We start from the raw sequence: 16,853 nt of genomic DNA, 5'->3' as shown, positions 1-16,853 counted from the left end.
AGCAGTACGTTTTAACGCCGCGCGTCGGCCGCCACTTCGTCCGGACGCAGCTTGCCGGCCAGCTTGTCGAGCACGCCGTTCACGTACTTGTGGCCGTCGATGCCGCCGAAGGACTTGGTCAGCTCGACCGCTTCGTTGATCACGACGCGGTAAGGGATTTCCGGCTGGTTCTTCAGCTCGTAGGCGCCGAGCAGCAGCACGCCGTGCTCGATCGGCGACAGTTCGGCGATGCCGCGGTCGATCAGCGGGGCGATCGTTTCGCGCAGCTCGGGCGAGGTGCTGATGGTGCCGTTGAGCAGGGAAGCAAAATAGTCGCCGTCGGCCTTGTCGAAACCATGCGCCTGGCGGATGTTCTTCGCCACCGTGCTCGACGGCTCATTGTTCAGCAGCCATTGGTACAGGCCCTGCAGCGCGAACTCGCGCGCGCGGTGGCGCGGGGTGCGGTTCTTGCTCGGGTTGGCGTGGGTGGTCTTGTCGTTCATCGTGTTCCTTCTGTTTACTCTTCTTCTTCCGGATGCAGCTCTTCGAGCGCCATCAGGAGGTTGGCCATCTCGACGGCCACCTTGGCGGCGTCGCTGCCCTTCTCGGCCATGCGCGCTTCGGCTTGCGCATCGTTCTCGGTGGTGAGGATGGCATTCGCGATCGGGATGCCGTAGTCCAGGCCGATGCGGGTGATGCCGGCGCCCGACTCGTTCGAGACCAGCTCGAAGTGGTAGGTTTCGCCGCGGATCACCGCGCCCAGCGCGATCAGGGCGTCGAACTGCTGGGTCTCGGCCATCTTGGCCAGCGCCAGCGGCACTTCCAGCGCACCCGGCACGGTCACGTGCAGGATGTCTTCGTCGGCCACGCCCAGGCGCTTGAGCTCGGCCAGGCAGGACGACAGCAGGCCGTGCCCGACGTCGGCGTTGAAGCGCGCCTGCACGATCCCGATGCGCAGGTCTTCGCCCGTCATGTTGCTTTCATAAGTTCCTACGGTCATGGCTGCCCTCTTCTTGTTTGTTCGGTTTAAGTTGAATAGTAAAAGTGTACCGCTTCAAGCGGCAGGACTCGCAATGTATCCGGTGACTTCGAGGTCGAAACCGGTCATCGACGGCATCTTGCGCGGATTCGCCAGCAGCTTCATCTTGCCCACGCCAAGTTCCTTCAGGATCTGGGCGCCGATGCCGTAGGTGCGCAGGTCCATCGTGGCAGCGCGGCCGCTCGGGCGCGCGCCCGGGGCGTCGATCGAGGCGAACTGCGAGAACAATTGCTCGGCGGTTTCGCCGCAGTTCAGCAGCACCAGCACGCCGCTCTCGCTTTTCTTGATCGCTTCCATCGCCGAGGCCATGGTCCAGGAGTGGGTGGTGGCCTTGTGTTCCAGGATGTCGAGGATCGACACCGGCTGGTGCACGCGCACCAGGGTTTCGACGTCGCGGCCGATGTCGCCGTGGACCATCGCCAGGTGGGCGCAGCCGCTCGGCTTGTCGCGCCAGGCGATCAGCTTGAACTCGCCGTGGGCGGTGTTCAAGGTGCGCTCGGCAACACGCTCGACCAGGCTTTCGTTCTGGCTGCGGTAGTGGATCAGGTCGGCAATGGTGCCGATCTTCAGGTTGTGTTCTTTCGCGAACTCGATCAGGTCGGGCAGGCGCGACATGGTGCCGTCTTCCTTGATGATCTCGCAGATCACCGAGGCCGGGGTCAGGCCGGCCATCTCGGTCAGGTCGCAGCCGGCTTCGGTATGGCCGGCGCGCATCAGCACGCCGCCCTTGACCGCGCGCAGCGGGAAGATGTGGCCCGGCTGCACCAGGTCGTCGGGTTTCGCGTTCTTCGCCACCGCCACCTGGATGGTGCGGGCGCGGTCGGCCGCCGAGATGCCGGTGGTGACGCCTTCGGCCGCCTCGATCGAGACCGTGAAGTTGGTGCCGAACGAGGTGCCGTTGCGGGTGGTCATCATCGGCAGCGCCAGGCGGTCGCAGATCTCTTCCGCCAGGGTCAGGCAGACCAGGCCGCGCGCATGGCGGATCATGAAGTTGATCGCTTCCGGCGTGACGAAATCGGCTGCCAGCACCAGGTCGCCCTCGTTTTCGCGGTCTTCTTCATCGACCAGAATGACCATGCGCCCTGCGCGCAATTCGGCAACGATTTCCTGGGTGCTGGAGATAGACATGTGGATTCCTTGAGAGCGGTGACAGATGCGGGTGACAGATACGGTTGGCGCACGGGTGACGCGCCGCGCGCAATCCGCTATTTTAAAGGATTTGCCGGCATCCGGCCTCCCCTCCCGGCGATCCGGGCACGACAATGCCGCGCGCCCGCCATTCCATCCGTATCGACTCGTTGCACTACCACAACAAAATAGCAATTGTTCAAATACAATTGTTAAACGTAATGTCTTAGAATGCAACTTCGTGGTGTTTGCGACATCGACTGGATTATGATAGTCCGGTCTAACACGTCGGCGTGCTGCCGCCGGCGTATTCTTGGAGTAGTCATGCTGGTACTGCCATTCGACCGTCAGTTCACCGCCGCAGCCCGGGAGAATCACTGATGGCCACCATCCTCATCGTCGACGACCGGCCGAGCAACCGCGCCTATCTGCTGGCCCTGCTCGGCTTTACCGAACACCGCCTGCTCGAGGCGGACGACGGCGCCACCGCGCTCGACCTGGTGCGCGCCCACCGCCCCGACCTGATCATCACCGACATCCTGATGCCGAAGATGGACGGCTACGAGTTCGTGCAGCGCCTGCGCGCCGACCGCGAGCTGGCCGCCACCCGCGTCATCTTCTATTCCGCAGTCTACGCCGAGCGCGAGACCCTGGCCATGGCGCGCAGCTGCGGCGTCGAACGCGTGCTGAGCAAGCCGTCCGACGCCGACGCCATCATGGAGGCCGTGAATGCCGAACTGGTGCTGGCCGGCGCGCTGCCGAGCGCCCCGGCCAAGGCGGCGCTCCCCGCCGTGGCTCCAGCCTCCGCGGCCCCCTCCTCCCCTGCCAGTCCGGAAGAGATTCCGAACAGTTGCGCCGCACCCGGAGGCCAGCTGAACACGCGCCTGGCCGCGCTCGAGGCGATGTGCCTGCAACTGGTGGGCGAGCGCGAGGTCGAAGGCCTGGCTGCCTGCTTCCTGCAGGCAGCCGCCCGCATCCTGTGCGCCGACGCGCTGGCCCTGTGCCTGTTCGAACGCGACGAGCGCAGCGTGCGCCACCTGGCGGCCCAGGGCTTCGACGCCGCCCTGCTGGCTCAGCACGCCGCCAACGACCTGCGCCTGCCGGGCGCCCTGGTGCATGCGCGCGAGGCCCTGCTGCTGCAAGGCGGCGAGCCGCTGCTGGCCACCCTGCCCTGGCCGGCCCTGCACCCACGCCCCGGCGCCTTCCTCGGCCTGGCGGTGCGCGACCTGCACCACCTGCACGGCTGGATGTACTTCGTGCGCGCGCCCGGCGCCGCCCCTTTCGGCGAGGAAGACCGGCGCTGGGCCTCGGCCCTCGGCGCCCACCTCGCGGTGGCCCACGAAAACCTGAACTTGTATCAGGTGGTGCAGCGCCACGCCGCCCAGCTGCAGCTGGAAGCGACCGCGCGCGCGCGGGCCGACGCCGCCCTGCGCGAGAGCGAGCACCGGCTGGAGCTGGCGCGCCAGGTGTTCGACAGCACCCAGGAAGCGATCATGATGACCGATGCCTGCGCCAACATCGTCGCCGTGAATCCCGCCTTCGAGCGCATCACCGGCTACAGCGAGGCCGAGGCGATGGGCAAGAACCCGCGCTTCCTGCGCTCGGGGCGCCAGGACGCCGCCTTCTACCGCGCCATGTGGGACAGCCTGGAGCGTTACGGCCAGTGGCGCGGCGAGCTCTGGAACCGGCGCAAGAACGGCGAGATCTTCCCCGAGCACACCAGCATCAGCGCGGTGCGCGACGACGCCGGCAAGCTCACCGCCTATGTCTCGGTATCGAGCGACCTGTCGGCCCTGAAGGCCGCCCACAACCAGCTCGACTTCCTCACCAACCACGATGCCCTGACCCAGCTGCCGAACCGTTCGCTGTTCCAGGACCGCCTGCAGCAGTCGATCGCGGCGGCGCGCCGCAGCGGGCGCCAGCTGGCGCTGCTGCTGGTGAACGTCGACCGCCTCTCGCGCATCAACGACAGCCTGGGCCACGCCGCCGGCGACGCCCTGCTGCGCGAAGTGGCGCGCCGCGCCAGCGAAATCGCCGGGCCGCTCGACACGGTGGCGCGCCTGTCGGGCGACGAATTCGTGCTGCTGCTCTGCAGCTGCGACGACACCGAGGACATCATCTTCTCGGCGCGGCGCCTGATCGACGCCATCGCCCAGCCGCACCCGGTGGGCGGGCACGACGTGGTGGTCACCGGCAGCGTCGGCATCAGCGTCTTCCCGCGCGACGGCGACGCCCCCGGCGACCTGCTGAAGGCAGCCGACGCCGCACTGGCGCACCAGAAGGAGGAAGGCCGCAACGGCTTCCGCTTCTTCAAGGGCGAGATGAACGACCAGGCGCTGCGCTGGCTGGCCCTGGAAACGCGCCTGCGCCGGGCGATCGGCCGCGCCGAACTGGCGCTGCACTTCCAGCCGCAGGTAGCAACGAACGACGGCCGCGTGCTCGGCATGGAAGCCCTGCTGCGCTGGCACAGCCCGGAACTGGGCCGCATCTCCCCGGCCGACTTCATTCCGCTGGCCGAGGACACCGGCCTGATTTTGCCGATCGGCGACTGGGTGATCCGCCAGGCCTGCCTGCAGAACAAGGCCTGGCAAGATGCCGGGCTGGCGCGCGTGCCGGTGGCGGTGAACGTCTCGGCGCACCAGTTCAAGGCCGGCACCGTGCCGGCCGTGGTGCGCGCGGCCTTGCAGGAATCCGGGCTCGAGGCGCGCTACCTGGAGGTGGAACTGACCGAAAGCGTGATGCTGGGCGATACCAGCGCCGCCGAGGCCCAGCTGGCCGAGCTGCGCGCGATGGGCGTTTCGCTGTCGCTGGACGACTTCGGCACCGGCTATTCCTCGCTCGGTTACCTGTCGCGCTTCTCGCTCGACAAGCTGAAGATCGACCAGGCCTTCGTGCGCAACATCACCCTCGACGCGCGCAGCGCGGCCATCGCCCAGGCCACCATCGCCCTGGCCGAAGGCCTGTCCCTGCGCGTGGTGGCCGAGGGCGTCGAGACCCTGGCCCAGCGCGACTTCCTCGGCCGCATCGGCTGCGGGGTGCTGCAGGGCTTCCTGTACAGCCCACCCGTGCCGGCACGCGAGATGGGGGAGCTGCTGCGCGCGGGACGCGTGGCGCCCTGATGCCTTCGCGGCCACGCCTTTACAATAGCGCTCCAACAATAGCGCTCCGACCTTCATTTACAGAATCCTGTCACGGAATCCCGATGCTCATCCAATTCGTCCGTCGCACCTGTCTCGCCGCTGTCCTGCTGGTTTATCCCTTCGTTGCCGCATCCGCCGCCCAGCCCTCCCAGCCCGCGGCGGCCATCCAGCTCGACGCGCCGATCCCGGTCGGTCCGCAGGTGAAGGTCGGCAAGCTGCCGAACGGCCTGACCTACTACATCCAGAAGAATGCGCGCCCCGAGCGCCGCGTGGAACTGCGCCTGGTGGTCAAGGCCGGCTCCATCCTCGAAGACGACGACCAGCAAGGCCTGGCCCACTTCGTGGAGCACATGGCCTTCAACGGCACCGCCAACTTCAAGAAGCACGAGCTGGTCGACTATTTGCAGTCGATCGGCGTGAAGTTCGGGGCGGACCTGAATGCCTACACCTCGTTCGACGAAACCGTGTACATCCTGCCGATCCCCACCGACAAGCCGGAGAACGTGACGCGCGCCTTCCAGGTGCTCGAAGACTGGGCGCACGGCCTCGCGTTCGAGGACGCCGAGATCGAGAAGGAGCGCGGCATCGTGCTCGAGGAACTCCGGCTCGGCAAGGGCGCGGGCGACCGCATCGGCAAGCAGCTGTATCCGAAGATGTTCAACGGCTCGCGCTACGCCGAGCGCCTGCCGATCGGCAAGGAAGAGGTGCTGCGCAACTTCCAGCCCGAGACCCTGCGCCGCTTCTACCGCGACTGGTACCGCCCCGACCTGATGGCGGTGGTGGCGGTGGGCGACATCGAGCCGGCCCAGGCCGAAAAGCTGATCCGCGCCCACTTCGGCAAGCTGAAGAACCCGACCCCTTCCCGCAAGCGCGAGTACGCGCAAATCCCGCGCCGCGACGACACCGAAGCCCTGGTCATCACCGACAAGGAAGCCGGCGGCAACAGCATCCTGATCCGCTATCCGGTGATGCCGGTGCGCGAGCCCGACACCGTGCGCGGCTATCGCGAGCAGCTGGTCGAAAGCCTGTTCACCGGCATGCTGAACGGGCGCCTGGTGGAACTGACGCAGCAGGCCGAACCGCCCTTCCTGCGCGGCGGCAGTGCCCTCGGCAAGCTGACGCCCTTCTATAAAGCCTACAACTCCAGCGCGGCCATCGGCCCGGGCGGCGCGCCGAGAGCCATCGACGCCCTGGTGCGCGAGAACGAACGCGCGCGCCAGTACGGCTTCTCCGCCGCCGAACTGGACCGGGCCAAGAAGGACATGATGCGCAGCTTCGAGCGCAGCTACAACGAGCGCGACAAGACCGATTCCGGCTCCTACGTGGGCGAGTACATGCGCAACTTCCTGCAGCAGGAACCGATCCCCGGCATCGCCGCCGAATACGGCTATGCGCAGACGCTGCTGCCCGGCTTGACGCTCGACGAAATGAACGCCTACGCGCGCCGCACCATTCCGGCTGACTCGGGCAAGCTGGTGGTCTACACCGGCATTGCGCGCCCGGACATGCCGCCGCCCGCAGGCGACGCCCTGCTTGCCGCCCTGGCCACGGCCGAAAAGGCGCAGGTGGCGCCGCGCGAAGAAAAGGCGTTCGGCTCGACCCTGATGGCGCAGCCGCCAAAGGCCGGCAGCATCGTCAAGGAAACCGAGAACAAGGCCCTCGGCCTGCTTGAGCTGACCTTCTCGAACGGCGTGAAGGCGATCCTGAAGTCGACCGACTTCCGCAACGACCAGGTGGTGATGAGCGCGGCGCGCTTCGGTGGCCAGAGCCTGTACGGCGACGCCGACATCCTGAATGCGCGCTATGCCAACGCCATTGTCGCCAGCATGGGCCTGAAGGACTATTCGCCGCTCGACCTGTCGCGCGTGTTGGCCGGCAAGGCGGCGGCCGTGACCATGGGCCTGTCGGGCTACAGCGAGATCGTCGGCGCCTCCTCGGGCGCGACCGACATCGAGACCATGCTGCAGATGTTGTGGCTGCGCTTCGACGCCGTGCGCCGCGACGAAGAGCTGTTCAAGTCCTTCATCGGCAAGCAGGTGGAAGCGGCGCGCAACCGCCTGGCCCAGCCGGGCGCGCGCTTCGGCGACACCCTGATCGCCACGCTGTACAACAACCACCCGCGCGCGCCGCGCGCGCTGCGTCCGGAAGAGTTCTCGCAGATCAGCCTGGACCGCAGCATCGCCATCTACCGCGAACGCTTCTCGAGCGCCAAGGACCTCACCTTCATCATGGTCGGCAGCTTCGACATCGAGAAAATGAAGCCGCTGCTCGCGACTTACCTCGGCAGCCTGCCGACCCCGGACATCCCGACCGCCTACCGCGACGTCGGCCTGCGTCCGGTGAAGGGCGTGGTCAAGCGCGCCGTCCACAGCGGCAGCGAGCCGAAGAGCACGGTCTCGCTCACCTTCACCGGCGACGCGTCGTTCTCCGACGCCGAGCAGATGCGCCTGCAGGCCCTGGTCGAGGTGCTGAACATCCGCATCATCGAGGTACTGCGCGAGAAGCTGTCGCTGATCTACGGCGGCAGCGCCAGCGCCTCGCTGGGGCGGATTCCGTATGAAAGCTATTCGCTGTCGGTGACGCTGCCGACCGGGCCGGAGAACGTGGACAAGGTGATTGCCGCCACCTTCGAGGAATTCGAGCGCATCAAGCGCGAAGGCCCGAGCGCGGCCGACCTGGCCAAGGTGAAGCAGAACTGGATCCAGAACCACCGCCGCGCCCTGCGCGAGAACGGCTACTGGCTGGGCAGGCTGCAATCGGCGCTGCTGGACGGGACCGACCCGGCCGCGATCCTGACCCACGAACAGCGCGTGCAGGCGCTGGCAGCGGGCGAGGTGCAGGATGCGGCGAAGCGTTACCTGAACACGGGGAATTACGTGCAGGTGGTGCTATATCCCGAAAAAGGCGCGGCGCCGGCGGCGAAGGACGAGCCTGCGAAAGCGGCGGAGCCGGCACCGGCAAACTGATCAAGGCCTGCGGCCAAAATAAGGCCTGCGGCCAAGACCGTACGGTGGGCACTCCGTGCCCACGCGGTTACGTGCTTATCCTTCTTGCGTTGGCCGAGACGTTTCGCCCCGCAGCGTTTGCAAAAACCGGGACACCGCCGGTGCGGGTTGTCGGTAACGCCGGCGAGCGAACCATCTCCGCACGTAGCCAACATCAAACGCACGCAACCGCGTGGGCACTTCGGTTTAGAGGCCCCCGGCCTCTAAACCCCCACCGTACGGTCACCGCCGCCGTGCCATCACGCGGTGAAGCAACCACTCTCACTGCTTCAAATACTTCTCGAACCACTCCACCGTCCTCTTGCGCTGGTCCAGCTGGTGCTCCGGCTTGCGGATCGCATGCCCTTCCCCTTCGTAGATCACCAGCGCGGTCGGCACCCCCATCGCGCGCAGGCCGTGCCAGAACTCCATCGACTGCACCGCCGGCGTCTCGACGTCGCGCTCGCCCACGTAGATCAGGGTCGGCGTCTTCGCCTGCTTGATGGCCTCGATCGGCGAGGCCCTGCGGTACACCGCCGGATCGTCGTACATGGTGGCGCCGAAGAACGGCACCATCCACTGGTCGATGCCGTTCTGGCCGTAGTAGCTGATCCAGTTGGCGATGCCGGCGCCCGCCACCGCCGCCTTGAAGCGGGTGCTGTGCGTCACGCCCCACATGGTCATGAAGCCGCCGTAGGAATGCCCCATCAGCCCCAGGCGCGCGCCGTCGATCGGCGCCTGCGCGATGGCGGCGTCGACGCCGGCCAGGATGTCGCGCCAGTCGCCGCCGCCGAAGTCGCGCCGGTTGGCGGAGGTGAAGGCCAGGCCCTGGCCATAGCTGCCGCGCGGGTTCGGCTGGAACACGAAGTAGCCGCGCTCGACCAGCTCGCGCACCAGCGGGTTGGCCGATGCGCCGGCGCCGACGTAGCGCGGCGTGGCGGCCGAGGCCGGGCCGCCGTGCACGATCACCACCATCGGGTGCTTGCGCGTTTGCTCGTCCCTGGCCTGCGGCTGGCGTGGGCCGATTAGCCAGCCCTGGCTGCGGTAGCCCTCGTTGGTCCAGGCGATGCTGCGCGCCGCCACCTGGGGCGCGGCGCCATCGTTGTCGCGGGTGAGCTTCACCAGCTCGTTCACGCGCCCGGCCGCGATGTAGGGCGCCTGCTCGTAGGTCTCGAACACCGACACCGCCGCGCCGCCGTCCGCGCTGAACACGATGCGGCCGTCGCGCGAGCCGCTGGCCGTGACCGCGCGCGAGAACAGGCGGCGCGTGCTGCGCGCCTGCGGGTCGACCGCGACCACCGTCATCTGGTCGCCCTGCAGGCTGGAGGCGACCAGGCCGGTCCCTTTCCAGGCCAGTCCGTTGAACGAGCCGGCAAAGCCGGGCGTGACGTCGACCGGCTCGCCGCCGGCCAGCGGCACCGTGAAGATGTCGCCGCCGACCGAGCCGAAGTCGCTCATCAGGCCGCCGACAAAGGCGACCGTGCGCCCGTCCGGCGACACGTGCGGCAGGCTGACCTGCATCTTCGGCGCGGCGACGATGCGCAGTGCGCCGCTGGCCGCATCGATGTGGCCGAGGGTGGCCACCCACCAGTTGTTGTCGCCGTTGCCTTGCGCGCTGGTGGCGATGAAGCCCTTGCCGTCTGGCGTCCAGTCGTATTCGTAGACATAGGTGCCGTCGGGCGAAACCATGCGCGCCTCGCCGCCCGCGCCTGGCACGATGGCGATGCGCTGGGCATCCTCGTTGACGCCGATCTCGCCGACCAGGCGCTCGCCCGCCTCGACCGCGCCGGTCTGCTTCTTCGCGCCGACCGTGGCCAGGAAGGCGATGCGGCTGCCGTCCGGCGACCAGCGCGCCGTGTTGGCCACGCCTGCAATCGTGGCCGCGGCTGCGGGCTGGCCGCCGCGCACTACCCACAGCGTGGCCGTGCCGGCCTGGGAATCGGCGGCGATGAAGGCCAGGCTACGGCGGTCCGGCGACCAACTGGGGAAATCATAGGAACATGCGGCGCAGGGGTCGTATTCGGCGGTCACCTTGCCGCTCGCGGCGTCGCGCACGACGATGCGCCCGTGGGGGCGCTGGCCGGGCGCGCCGGCGTCGGACTCGATGGCGGCGATGCGCTCGCCGTCGGCCGTGATCGCGACCGAACGGTAGTCGCGCAGCGCGGTTGGGGCGGAAGCCGTGGTGGCGGCCGTGGTAGTAGCCGCGGCGGCCAGGCTCGTGCCCACCAGGGCGCTGGCAGTCATGGCGCCGGCAAAGGCCTTGGTAACGTTCATTGTTCTCCTCCTCGTTGGCCGCCCTGGGCACGGGATATGCGCGGGCTGGCTCGTCGTTGTTTGATTTGGCGCAGTCTACGCGACATCTCCTGAGTTCGCCGCGCAACAATTCTTATGCAGATCGCATTATTTTGCCTTGAGGAAAGAAAATATCATGATGACTTCTTGCCCCAACGCTACACTTCCCGGGTAAACCGAGCAGGAGACAAGCATGATCTACAAAGACACCGACAACAAGGAACCGGTCCTCGCCATCCTCGAGAAGATGCTGAGCCTGGCCGGCGCGGACAAGAAGGCGCTGATCGAGCGCGAGCTGCGCATCATGCGCGCCGGCGTGAAGGGCGAGCGCGAGTCGGCCTACCTGATCGACTTCCACCTGAAGGATTCGACCCGCACCGCCGTCGTGCACGACCTGCGCCTGGTGCTCGACGACGGCCGCGTGGCCCAGATCGACCACCTGCTGATCCACCGCACGCGCCGCATCTACATCCTCGAGACCAAGCACTTCGCGCACGGCGTGAAGATCACCGAGCAGGGCGAATTCCTGCGCTGGAACGACTGGAAGAAGACCTACGAAGGCATGCCTTCGCCGCTGGCCCAGAACGAGCGCCATGCCCTGGTGCTGCGCAAGGTGCTGGAAACGCTGGGCCTGGGCGAATCGCCGATCGAGACCCTGGTGCTGGTGGCGCCCGAAGCGCGCATCGACCGGCCGCGCAAGTTCGACACCTCGCAGGTGGTCAAGGCCGACCAGTTCATGGAAAGGCTGCACAAGTCGCTGGAAGGCGCGCCGGTGCTGACGGTGCTCAGCGGCCTGCTGAAGAACACGGTGTCGGACTCGATCGGCGACATCGCGAAGAAGCTGGTGGCGCTGCACCGGCCCTCGACCTCGGACTACATGGCGCGCTTCGGCGTGCAGCGCGACGCGTTGATGCAGGCCGCGCCGGCACCGTCCAGGGCCGACCCGGCGCCGCCCGCCCCTGCCGCACCGGCGTCCGAGGCGCCGGCCGGCCGCGCAGCGGCGCCGCAGGAGCCGAACCCGGCCAGGCCGGCGCCGCCACGTTCCGCACCCTCCGCCAGTATGGAGCGGGAACCGGCGCTGGCAACGGTGGACGCGCCACGCGCCGGCCCGCGGGTGGTCATCCAGCCGCAGGGAAGCACTGCCCGGCCGATGGCGCACGCCGCCGCTGGCGCTGCGTCCACACACGCCGTCGACGCGCCAATGGCAAGCCATGACACGGCGGCGCAACCGCACGCCTGCCGCAGCTGCGGCGGCGCCGACCTGTCCATCGTCTGGGGAAAATACGGCTACTACTTCAAGTGCGGCGGCTGCGGCGGGAATACGCCGTTCAGCGTGGGCTGCGGCGGCGCCGACCACAAGGAACGCATCCGCAAGGACGGTCGCCACTTCTACCGCGAGTGCGCAGGCTGCGGCACCAGCTCGCTCTACTTCACCAATCCGCAGTAGGCACTGCGGACTGGTTCAGGGCTTCAGACCTTCGAGGCCGACAGCATGCGCTCGACGTAGCGCGCGATTATGTTCAATCGCGTCAAAACCCGCCTCACAGCGACCTCCCGCGAGCTAACGAACCCAAATACCGTCATATATACCGTAAATGGCTGAGTGCGACGACATTCGGCGACGAATCGCTTGTGCGCCGCGTGCGCCGACTAAGTTAAACCACGTCTCTATGCACCCAGCCACAAGTCGGCCTAATCCTGCTCGCTGACCCTGCAGCCTACACTCAGTCCCACGAGCATACAAATCGTCCCGTTAGTTCAGCTCAAGGGCAAATCGTGGTTGACCTAAACTTTGCATTCTGAAGTGTGCCCTAAGCAAAGTTAAAAGTTATCAAAATTTCTATATTTTATGTTAAAATATTGCTGCTGAGCCATATTTTCGCAAACGCTATAGCCACCAAGCACTGCCATCTGCGTAACTCCCTCCCTCCGCGATCATTTCGTTTCCCATAGGGGCGGCATGGTAGTGCATATCTCAACAATTACTGGAGTCTCTCATGACCGCAATTATTCCAACTACCGTTACCTCGTCTGCCACTGGTTTCCAGCCTGCTTTTGCGCCAGTTTGCACGAAGGACAGACATGCCTGCGCTCTAGGCGCAATTGCGACGCTCGTGTCAACAACGCTTGATGACGTTTGGAAAAAGGCAGAAGAACTAAGCTTGCCAAAAACTGGCCCTTTTTCCATTTCCTCGACGGAGACTTCATTGCAAGGCTCCTTGCCCAATATTCTTGGGTCGCAACGGTATGGAAGGAATGTGAGAAACCATCCCAGCTACCGGATCTGGCAATTGTTCTTATCGACTATGACGCTGAATGGGAAGTTGGACGTCATGCAGTTTTCCACCGCGCCAAAGGTAGTCACGATGCCAAAATCGTTGAATATATCATTGACCCTACTGCGCTTAGTACAAATCAAGTCGTGAGGACTGACATCTCCCTTTTGGCGCCAGCTTGGTACATCGGGGCGCATCCGATGAAAAATACCTCTACGAAAAAGTAAGAAATACGTCTACGAAAAAGTAAGTCTAAGCAGGCTGCGAACCTGCCACCTTACTTGTCTCAACTAATGATCGCGCGGAGCCCCTTCGCGCGATCATGACTATTGCACGAGCAGCTTGTAAGGGAAGAAATGAACCAAGAGGACGTTTGTCACCCTAAAAGCCGGAACAGGCGCACATTACTGTTCAGTTTAGGCAACATGATCTCTACTCATGGCGCTCTTGATCTACTTGATCGTATTGGGGCAAATGCTTCGATTTACCTCAGCAGCAATCAAGGGGGCGACCTTGGGACGATACAGATTAGTGACGCCGAGCAAAACTGTCACGCGATTGGAATCGGTAGAAGAGTGCTGTCATCATTCAGCGTCGGGCTGAAATGGCTTTGGATCATTACGGGCACAAATCGAGCCCGCACAACGTTACTACTTCCATCGGAGTACCGAGGATGAAGAGACGCGCAGACAGTGACTTGCATACGAACAAAACACAGAGAACGCGTCAGGCCGCGCCGTCGCAGCTTGTAGCTAACTTTTCAGCTGCAGCGCAGTCAAGCGCTACTACGCGCTCATATGACGTGAACATACGGCACTTCAAGCAACATGGTGGCACGATACCAGCCACTCCAGCAGCAACCGCCGAATACCTGGCACATTTTGCGGGCAGCCTATCAGTAGCAACATTACAGCATCGCTTGATTGCAATTCACCGAGCGCACATCGATGCTAACCTGCCTTCGCCAGCGAAAGATCAGTTGGTTAAGCGAACAATGCAAGGAATTCGTCGCACTCTGGGGGTTAAGCAGCGACGCGTAACCGCTCTAGTGAAAGACGATCTGCTCGAAATGGTCGTGCACATCGAACGTCAAGCGCCGATGCGCGCCGCACGTGATAAAGCTCTGGTGCTACTCGGGTTTGCAGGTGCATTCCGACGGTCAGAGCTTGTTGCCTTAACAACTGAAGACATCGTTAGGTACGACAACGGAATCGAGTTAACTATAACCCGATCTAAAACAGATCAAGAAGGGCTGGGTCGTACTGTCTTTATCCCGTACACACAAGGCAGACGCTGCCCGGTCAAAGCTCTGGAAGAATGGCTAATTGCATCAGGAATCGCCTCAGGGCCTGTATTTTTACGGCTGAGTCGGCATGATCGCATTGTAGGTTCAAAAGCTCTGACGCCGCAAACCGTCGCGCTCCTGATCAAGTCGTATGTCAAAATGATGCGCGGCGAGGAGGCGTCGAGGCACGTGGCAGGACACAGTCTTCGGGCTGGTTACTGTACTGAAGCGGCAGCGGTAGGGCTCCAGGCATATCAAATACGCGAGCAGACGGGCCACAGATCAGATGTGACGCTCGCACGATACATCAGGCCGGCTAATAAAAGAAAAATACCGAGTCTTCTTTAAAAGTAAGTGACGACCTCTTACCAATAACCTACCGCCGGGCTTTCGTGAAAGCGGTTACATTAAGACATGCTGTGTGATCCACACAAGACCAAACAGTCAAGCTTGTGCTCCGCAAGGCATGCAAGTCAATTAGACACAAAGCCCTTTGTGGGAGCATATAGTCGGGCACGTAGATGTGGGCAACGCAGCACCGTTGTGTACCTCCTCCTTGAGATCCCGCGCAAGCCGCCACCGCAAATTAGACGGCACCGCCACCGGCATTTGCGTCTAGTCTCCAAGCCCAATCGAAAGGCGAAACTAGATAGGATCGTTTTTGTTCATGGGATTACGAGGAATAAGATTATAGTTTTGATCAAAATACAAATTCGCATCAATCTTGAAATCCGGCGCATTTAGCAACGCAATCTTAACAGATTGAAGATCGTGAAAAACATTTAGCCACACGCTAATAAATCCCGTGATTTGCGCACTATCCACGATCGCTGCAATCGTTGCCTTATTAGATAAATACTCAATTCTACGATCGACCGCTATCTTCGTAGCCTTTTTACGCTCCAAATGGCGAGTGTCGCTATCACCTGTCGACGTTGAACGCTGATCTAAGGCGTAGAGCGCAATAGTGTTCTTAGCCCGCTGCGCTTGAGATTTTGAAAGAGTGCTCCGAGGTTCGATTAGCTGAGCATTCGGACCAACAATTGGACTGGAAAAAGCGAGCCAAGTATTATTGAGGTGAGGCCAATAATAATTTACCCGATACGGAATCAATAATTTGCTAGCCTTCTTCCTCGAATTGCAGTACGTGCAAGTCAACAGAAAATTGTTCCAGTTGCTTGCCAGGCGACGGAAATCGTCACGGGATTTTATGTGCTCGACAGCCAGAGAGTTATTAACTCGCATTTCACAAAAGTGGCAATATATTCCAGTCCGGCCAGTTAGATGCCGCTTTGCCCGTTTCCAATCATTGAAAACGTAATTTTTCCCACCGCTACTCGCGGGCCACCCCCCTTTGTTAATTGGTCTCATTTTTCTTAAATTGGGTTTCGAGTAAAAATGCCTTATATTCTGGGTCGTCGGTTTCGTCTACCAACGATTCACCTAACACTTTGCTGATTTCCTGATAGTCATCAAGCGTCAACTCGCCTTTTTCTTCACTGATCGCCGACAGCTTTAGCTGAGCATCTTTAACACGTTCTTCGAATTCGTCGCTCCGAATGCTGTCGACACCCATAACTTCAGTTACCACCTTGTTGAGAGGGAGCTCTTTTGGATCGCCATTAACTACTTTGTGATCTAAATCAATTAGCTCATCCGAGTCTAAACTTTGAACTATGAAAGGTGAATGAGTCGTGGCGACAAACTGAACTTTTGGAAAAGCTTCTTTTAACAATCCAACTACTGACTTTTGCCAATTCGGATGCAAGTGAAGGTCAATTTCATCGATTAGCACCACACCGGGCGTGTCACACACTGCTCGCTCCAATAGTTGCGGATTTAACTGAATACATCTATATGCTAAATCCGCAGCCATCCCAATCAAATTGCGATATCCGTCGCTCAGCTGGTTAAAAGCCAGCTTGCAAATAACTCCATCTTTATCCCGAAAATATCCCATCAAGCCATCAGCCTTGAAGTCGTACTCCATGTCTTCCCAACGCTTCCCTGGTATTAAGGAAAGGATGACATGTTTGAACGCTTTGAAATGGGCTATATCCTGTGGATTCTCGAACTTTTTTATCGTATCCTCTTGGGTCTTAAACCAAGACAAAAATTCTCGAGCTGAAGATTTATGAGATAGCGCATTCGTATAAGCGCGGACGACTCCCTCATCCTGCTTTTGATAACCAACTTTTTCATGTTCGGCCCAAAGTCTCCCTGTGCCGAGGTAAGCTATCAACGGAAAAACTATAGATTTCTCGTCACGCTCTGACTTAGGTTTTCTGCTTTCTTTAAGCTTTTGGCTAGCGATAGATCGGATCGAGGTAGCATCTTTGTAACTCGTGTTTCTGTTTGTTATCTCGCGCTTCCACGGGCGGATTTCTTGGCCATCAATTTCGCCGTGTGCTTCAATTACCACCGGCTTTTGAGGCCGAGGTTGCCCGTCCAAGGAAATAACCCGGATTTCGTCGGAATATATACAGCGTGAATTGACGCCCTCAATACCAAGAAAGAAACTGCCTAACGCCACCGCCAGGGCATCGAGAATAGTTGTCTTTCCTGTGGCATTCTCGCCAATAAACACGGTGAAACGCTTATTCAAAGAAAACTCGCTGTCTGCGATTCCTTTGAAATTCTTAATGCTAATTTTGTCTATTCTCATAATCCACACCACATATGATATCCACCCATTCAGCTTTCCTGATTTGAGTCTTAGAGTTCAGGCGC

At 62.1% G+C, this 16,853-nt stretch carries 11 protein-coding genes and 1 pseudogene; 5 read left to right on the top strand and 7 right to left on the bottom strand.

Features of this window, described 5'->3' with window-relative positions; translation table 11 throughout:
- Positions 1-11: 11 nt before the first annotated feature.
- The 3 genes from nusB to ribBA are packed head-to-tail and all read right to left on the bottom strand — an operon-like array spanning position 12 to position 2,146.
- A complete protein-coding gene (gene nusB / locus ACWYRN_RS17185) occupies positions 12-482 on the bottom strand; it encodes a transcription antitermination factor NusB (protein WP_229439349.1) in 471 nt (156 codons plus the stop codon).
- Positions 483-496: 14 nt separating this feature from the next.
- On the bottom strand, positions 497-979 hold the full coding sequence (ribH, locus tag ACWYRN_RS17180) for a 6,7-dimethyl-8-ribityllumazine synthase (RefSeq protein ID WP_229439350.1): 483 nt from the start codon (positions 977-979) through the stop codon (positions 497-499).
- Between the two features lie 54 nt (positions 980-1,033).
- Entirely contained in the window at positions 1,034-2,146 is a 1,113-nt protein-coding gene (ribBA, locus tag ACWYRN_RS17175; RefSeq protein WP_488688778.1) for a bifunctional 3,4-dihydroxy-2-butanone-4-phosphate synthase/GTP cyclohydrolase II, read from the bottom strand.
- 380 nt (positions 2,147-2,526) lie between these two features.
- On the opposite strand from ribBA, the gene ACWYRN_RS17170 reads away from it, so the two are divergent.
- Both ACWYRN_RS17170 and ACWYRN_RS17165 read left to right on the top strand, forming a co-directional pair.
- Entirely contained in the window at positions 2,527-5,265 is a 2,739-nt protein-coding gene (locus tag ACWYRN_RS17170; protein ID WP_488688777.1) for a two-component system response regulator, read from the top strand.
- A gap of 83 nt (positions 5,266-5,348) precedes the next feature.
- The gene (locus ACWYRN_RS17165) at positions 5,349-8,252 is read left to right on the top strand and encodes a M16 family metallopeptidase (RefSeq protein ID WP_488688776.1); all 2,904 of its coding nucleotides are present in this window, start codon (positions 5,349-5,351) and stop codon (positions 8,250-8,252) included.
- Positions 8,253-8,552: 300 nt separating this feature from the next.
- On the opposite strand, the gene ACWYRN_RS17160 is transcribed toward ACWYRN_RS17165, so the two are convergent.
- Positions 8,553-10,544 (bottom strand): S9 family peptidase, encoded by a 1,992-nt coding sequence (locus ACWYRN_RS17160; protein ID WP_488688775.1) that lies wholly within the window; start codon positions 10,542-10,544, stop codon positions 8,553-8,555.
- A 211-nt stretch (positions 10,545-10,755) separates the two neighbouring features.
- On the opposite strand from ACWYRN_RS17160, the gene ACWYRN_RS17155 reads away from it, so the two are divergent.
- From ACWYRN_RS17155 to ACWYRN_RS17145, 3 genes are all read left to right on the top strand, one after another.
- Positions 10,756-12,009 carry a nuclease-related domain-containing protein gene (locus ACWYRN_RS17155; RefSeq protein ID WP_488688774.1) on the top strand — a complete coding sequence of 418 codons (1,254 nt, stop codon included), beginning with the start codon at positions 10,756-10,758 and terminating at the stop codon, positions 12,007-12,009.
- Positions 12,010-12,559: 550 nt separating this feature from the next.
- On the top strand, positions 12,560-12,988 hold the full coding sequence (locus ACWYRN_RS17150; protein WP_488688773.1) for a hypothetical protein: 429 nt from the start codon (positions 12,560-12,562) through the stop codon (positions 12,986-12,988).
- A gap of 523 nt (positions 12,989-13,511) precedes the next feature.
- Positions 13,512-14,471: a site-specific integrase gene (locus ACWYRN_RS17145; RefSeq protein ID WP_488688772.1), complete on the top strand. Its 960-nt coding sequence runs from the start codon at positions 13,512-13,514 to the stop codon at positions 14,469-14,471.
- 297 nt (positions 14,472-14,768) lie between these two features.
- On the opposite strand, the gene ACWYRN_RS17140 is transcribed toward ACWYRN_RS17145, so the two are convergent.
- From ACWYRN_RS17140 to ACWYRN_RS17130, 3 genes and pseudogenes are all read right to left on the bottom strand, one after another.
- On the bottom strand, positions 14,769-15,236 hold the full coding sequence (locus ACWYRN_RS17140) for a hypothetical protein (protein WP_488692896.1): 468 nt from the start codon (positions 15,234-15,236) through the stop codon (positions 14,769-14,771).
- 69 nt (positions 15,237-15,305) lie between these two features.
- Positions 15,306-15,368 (bottom strand): annotated as a pseudogene (locus tag ACWYRN_RS17135) (hypothetical protein); the annotation flags it as partial.
- Positions 15,369-15,480: 112 nt separating this feature from the next.
- The gene (locus tag ACWYRN_RS17130; RefSeq protein ID WP_488688771.1) at positions 15,481-16,788 is read right to left on the bottom strand and encodes an AAA family ATPase; all 1,308 of its coding nucleotides are present in this window, start codon (positions 16,786-16,788) and stop codon (positions 15,481-15,483) included.
- Positions 16,789-16,853 lie beyond the last annotated feature (65 nt).

It is taken from the genome of Massilia sp. BAP21 (assembly GCF_057801335.1).
The sequence above is the reverse complement of the archived record's forward strand: the minus strand, read 5'-3'. Positions and strand labels throughout refer to the sequence as shown.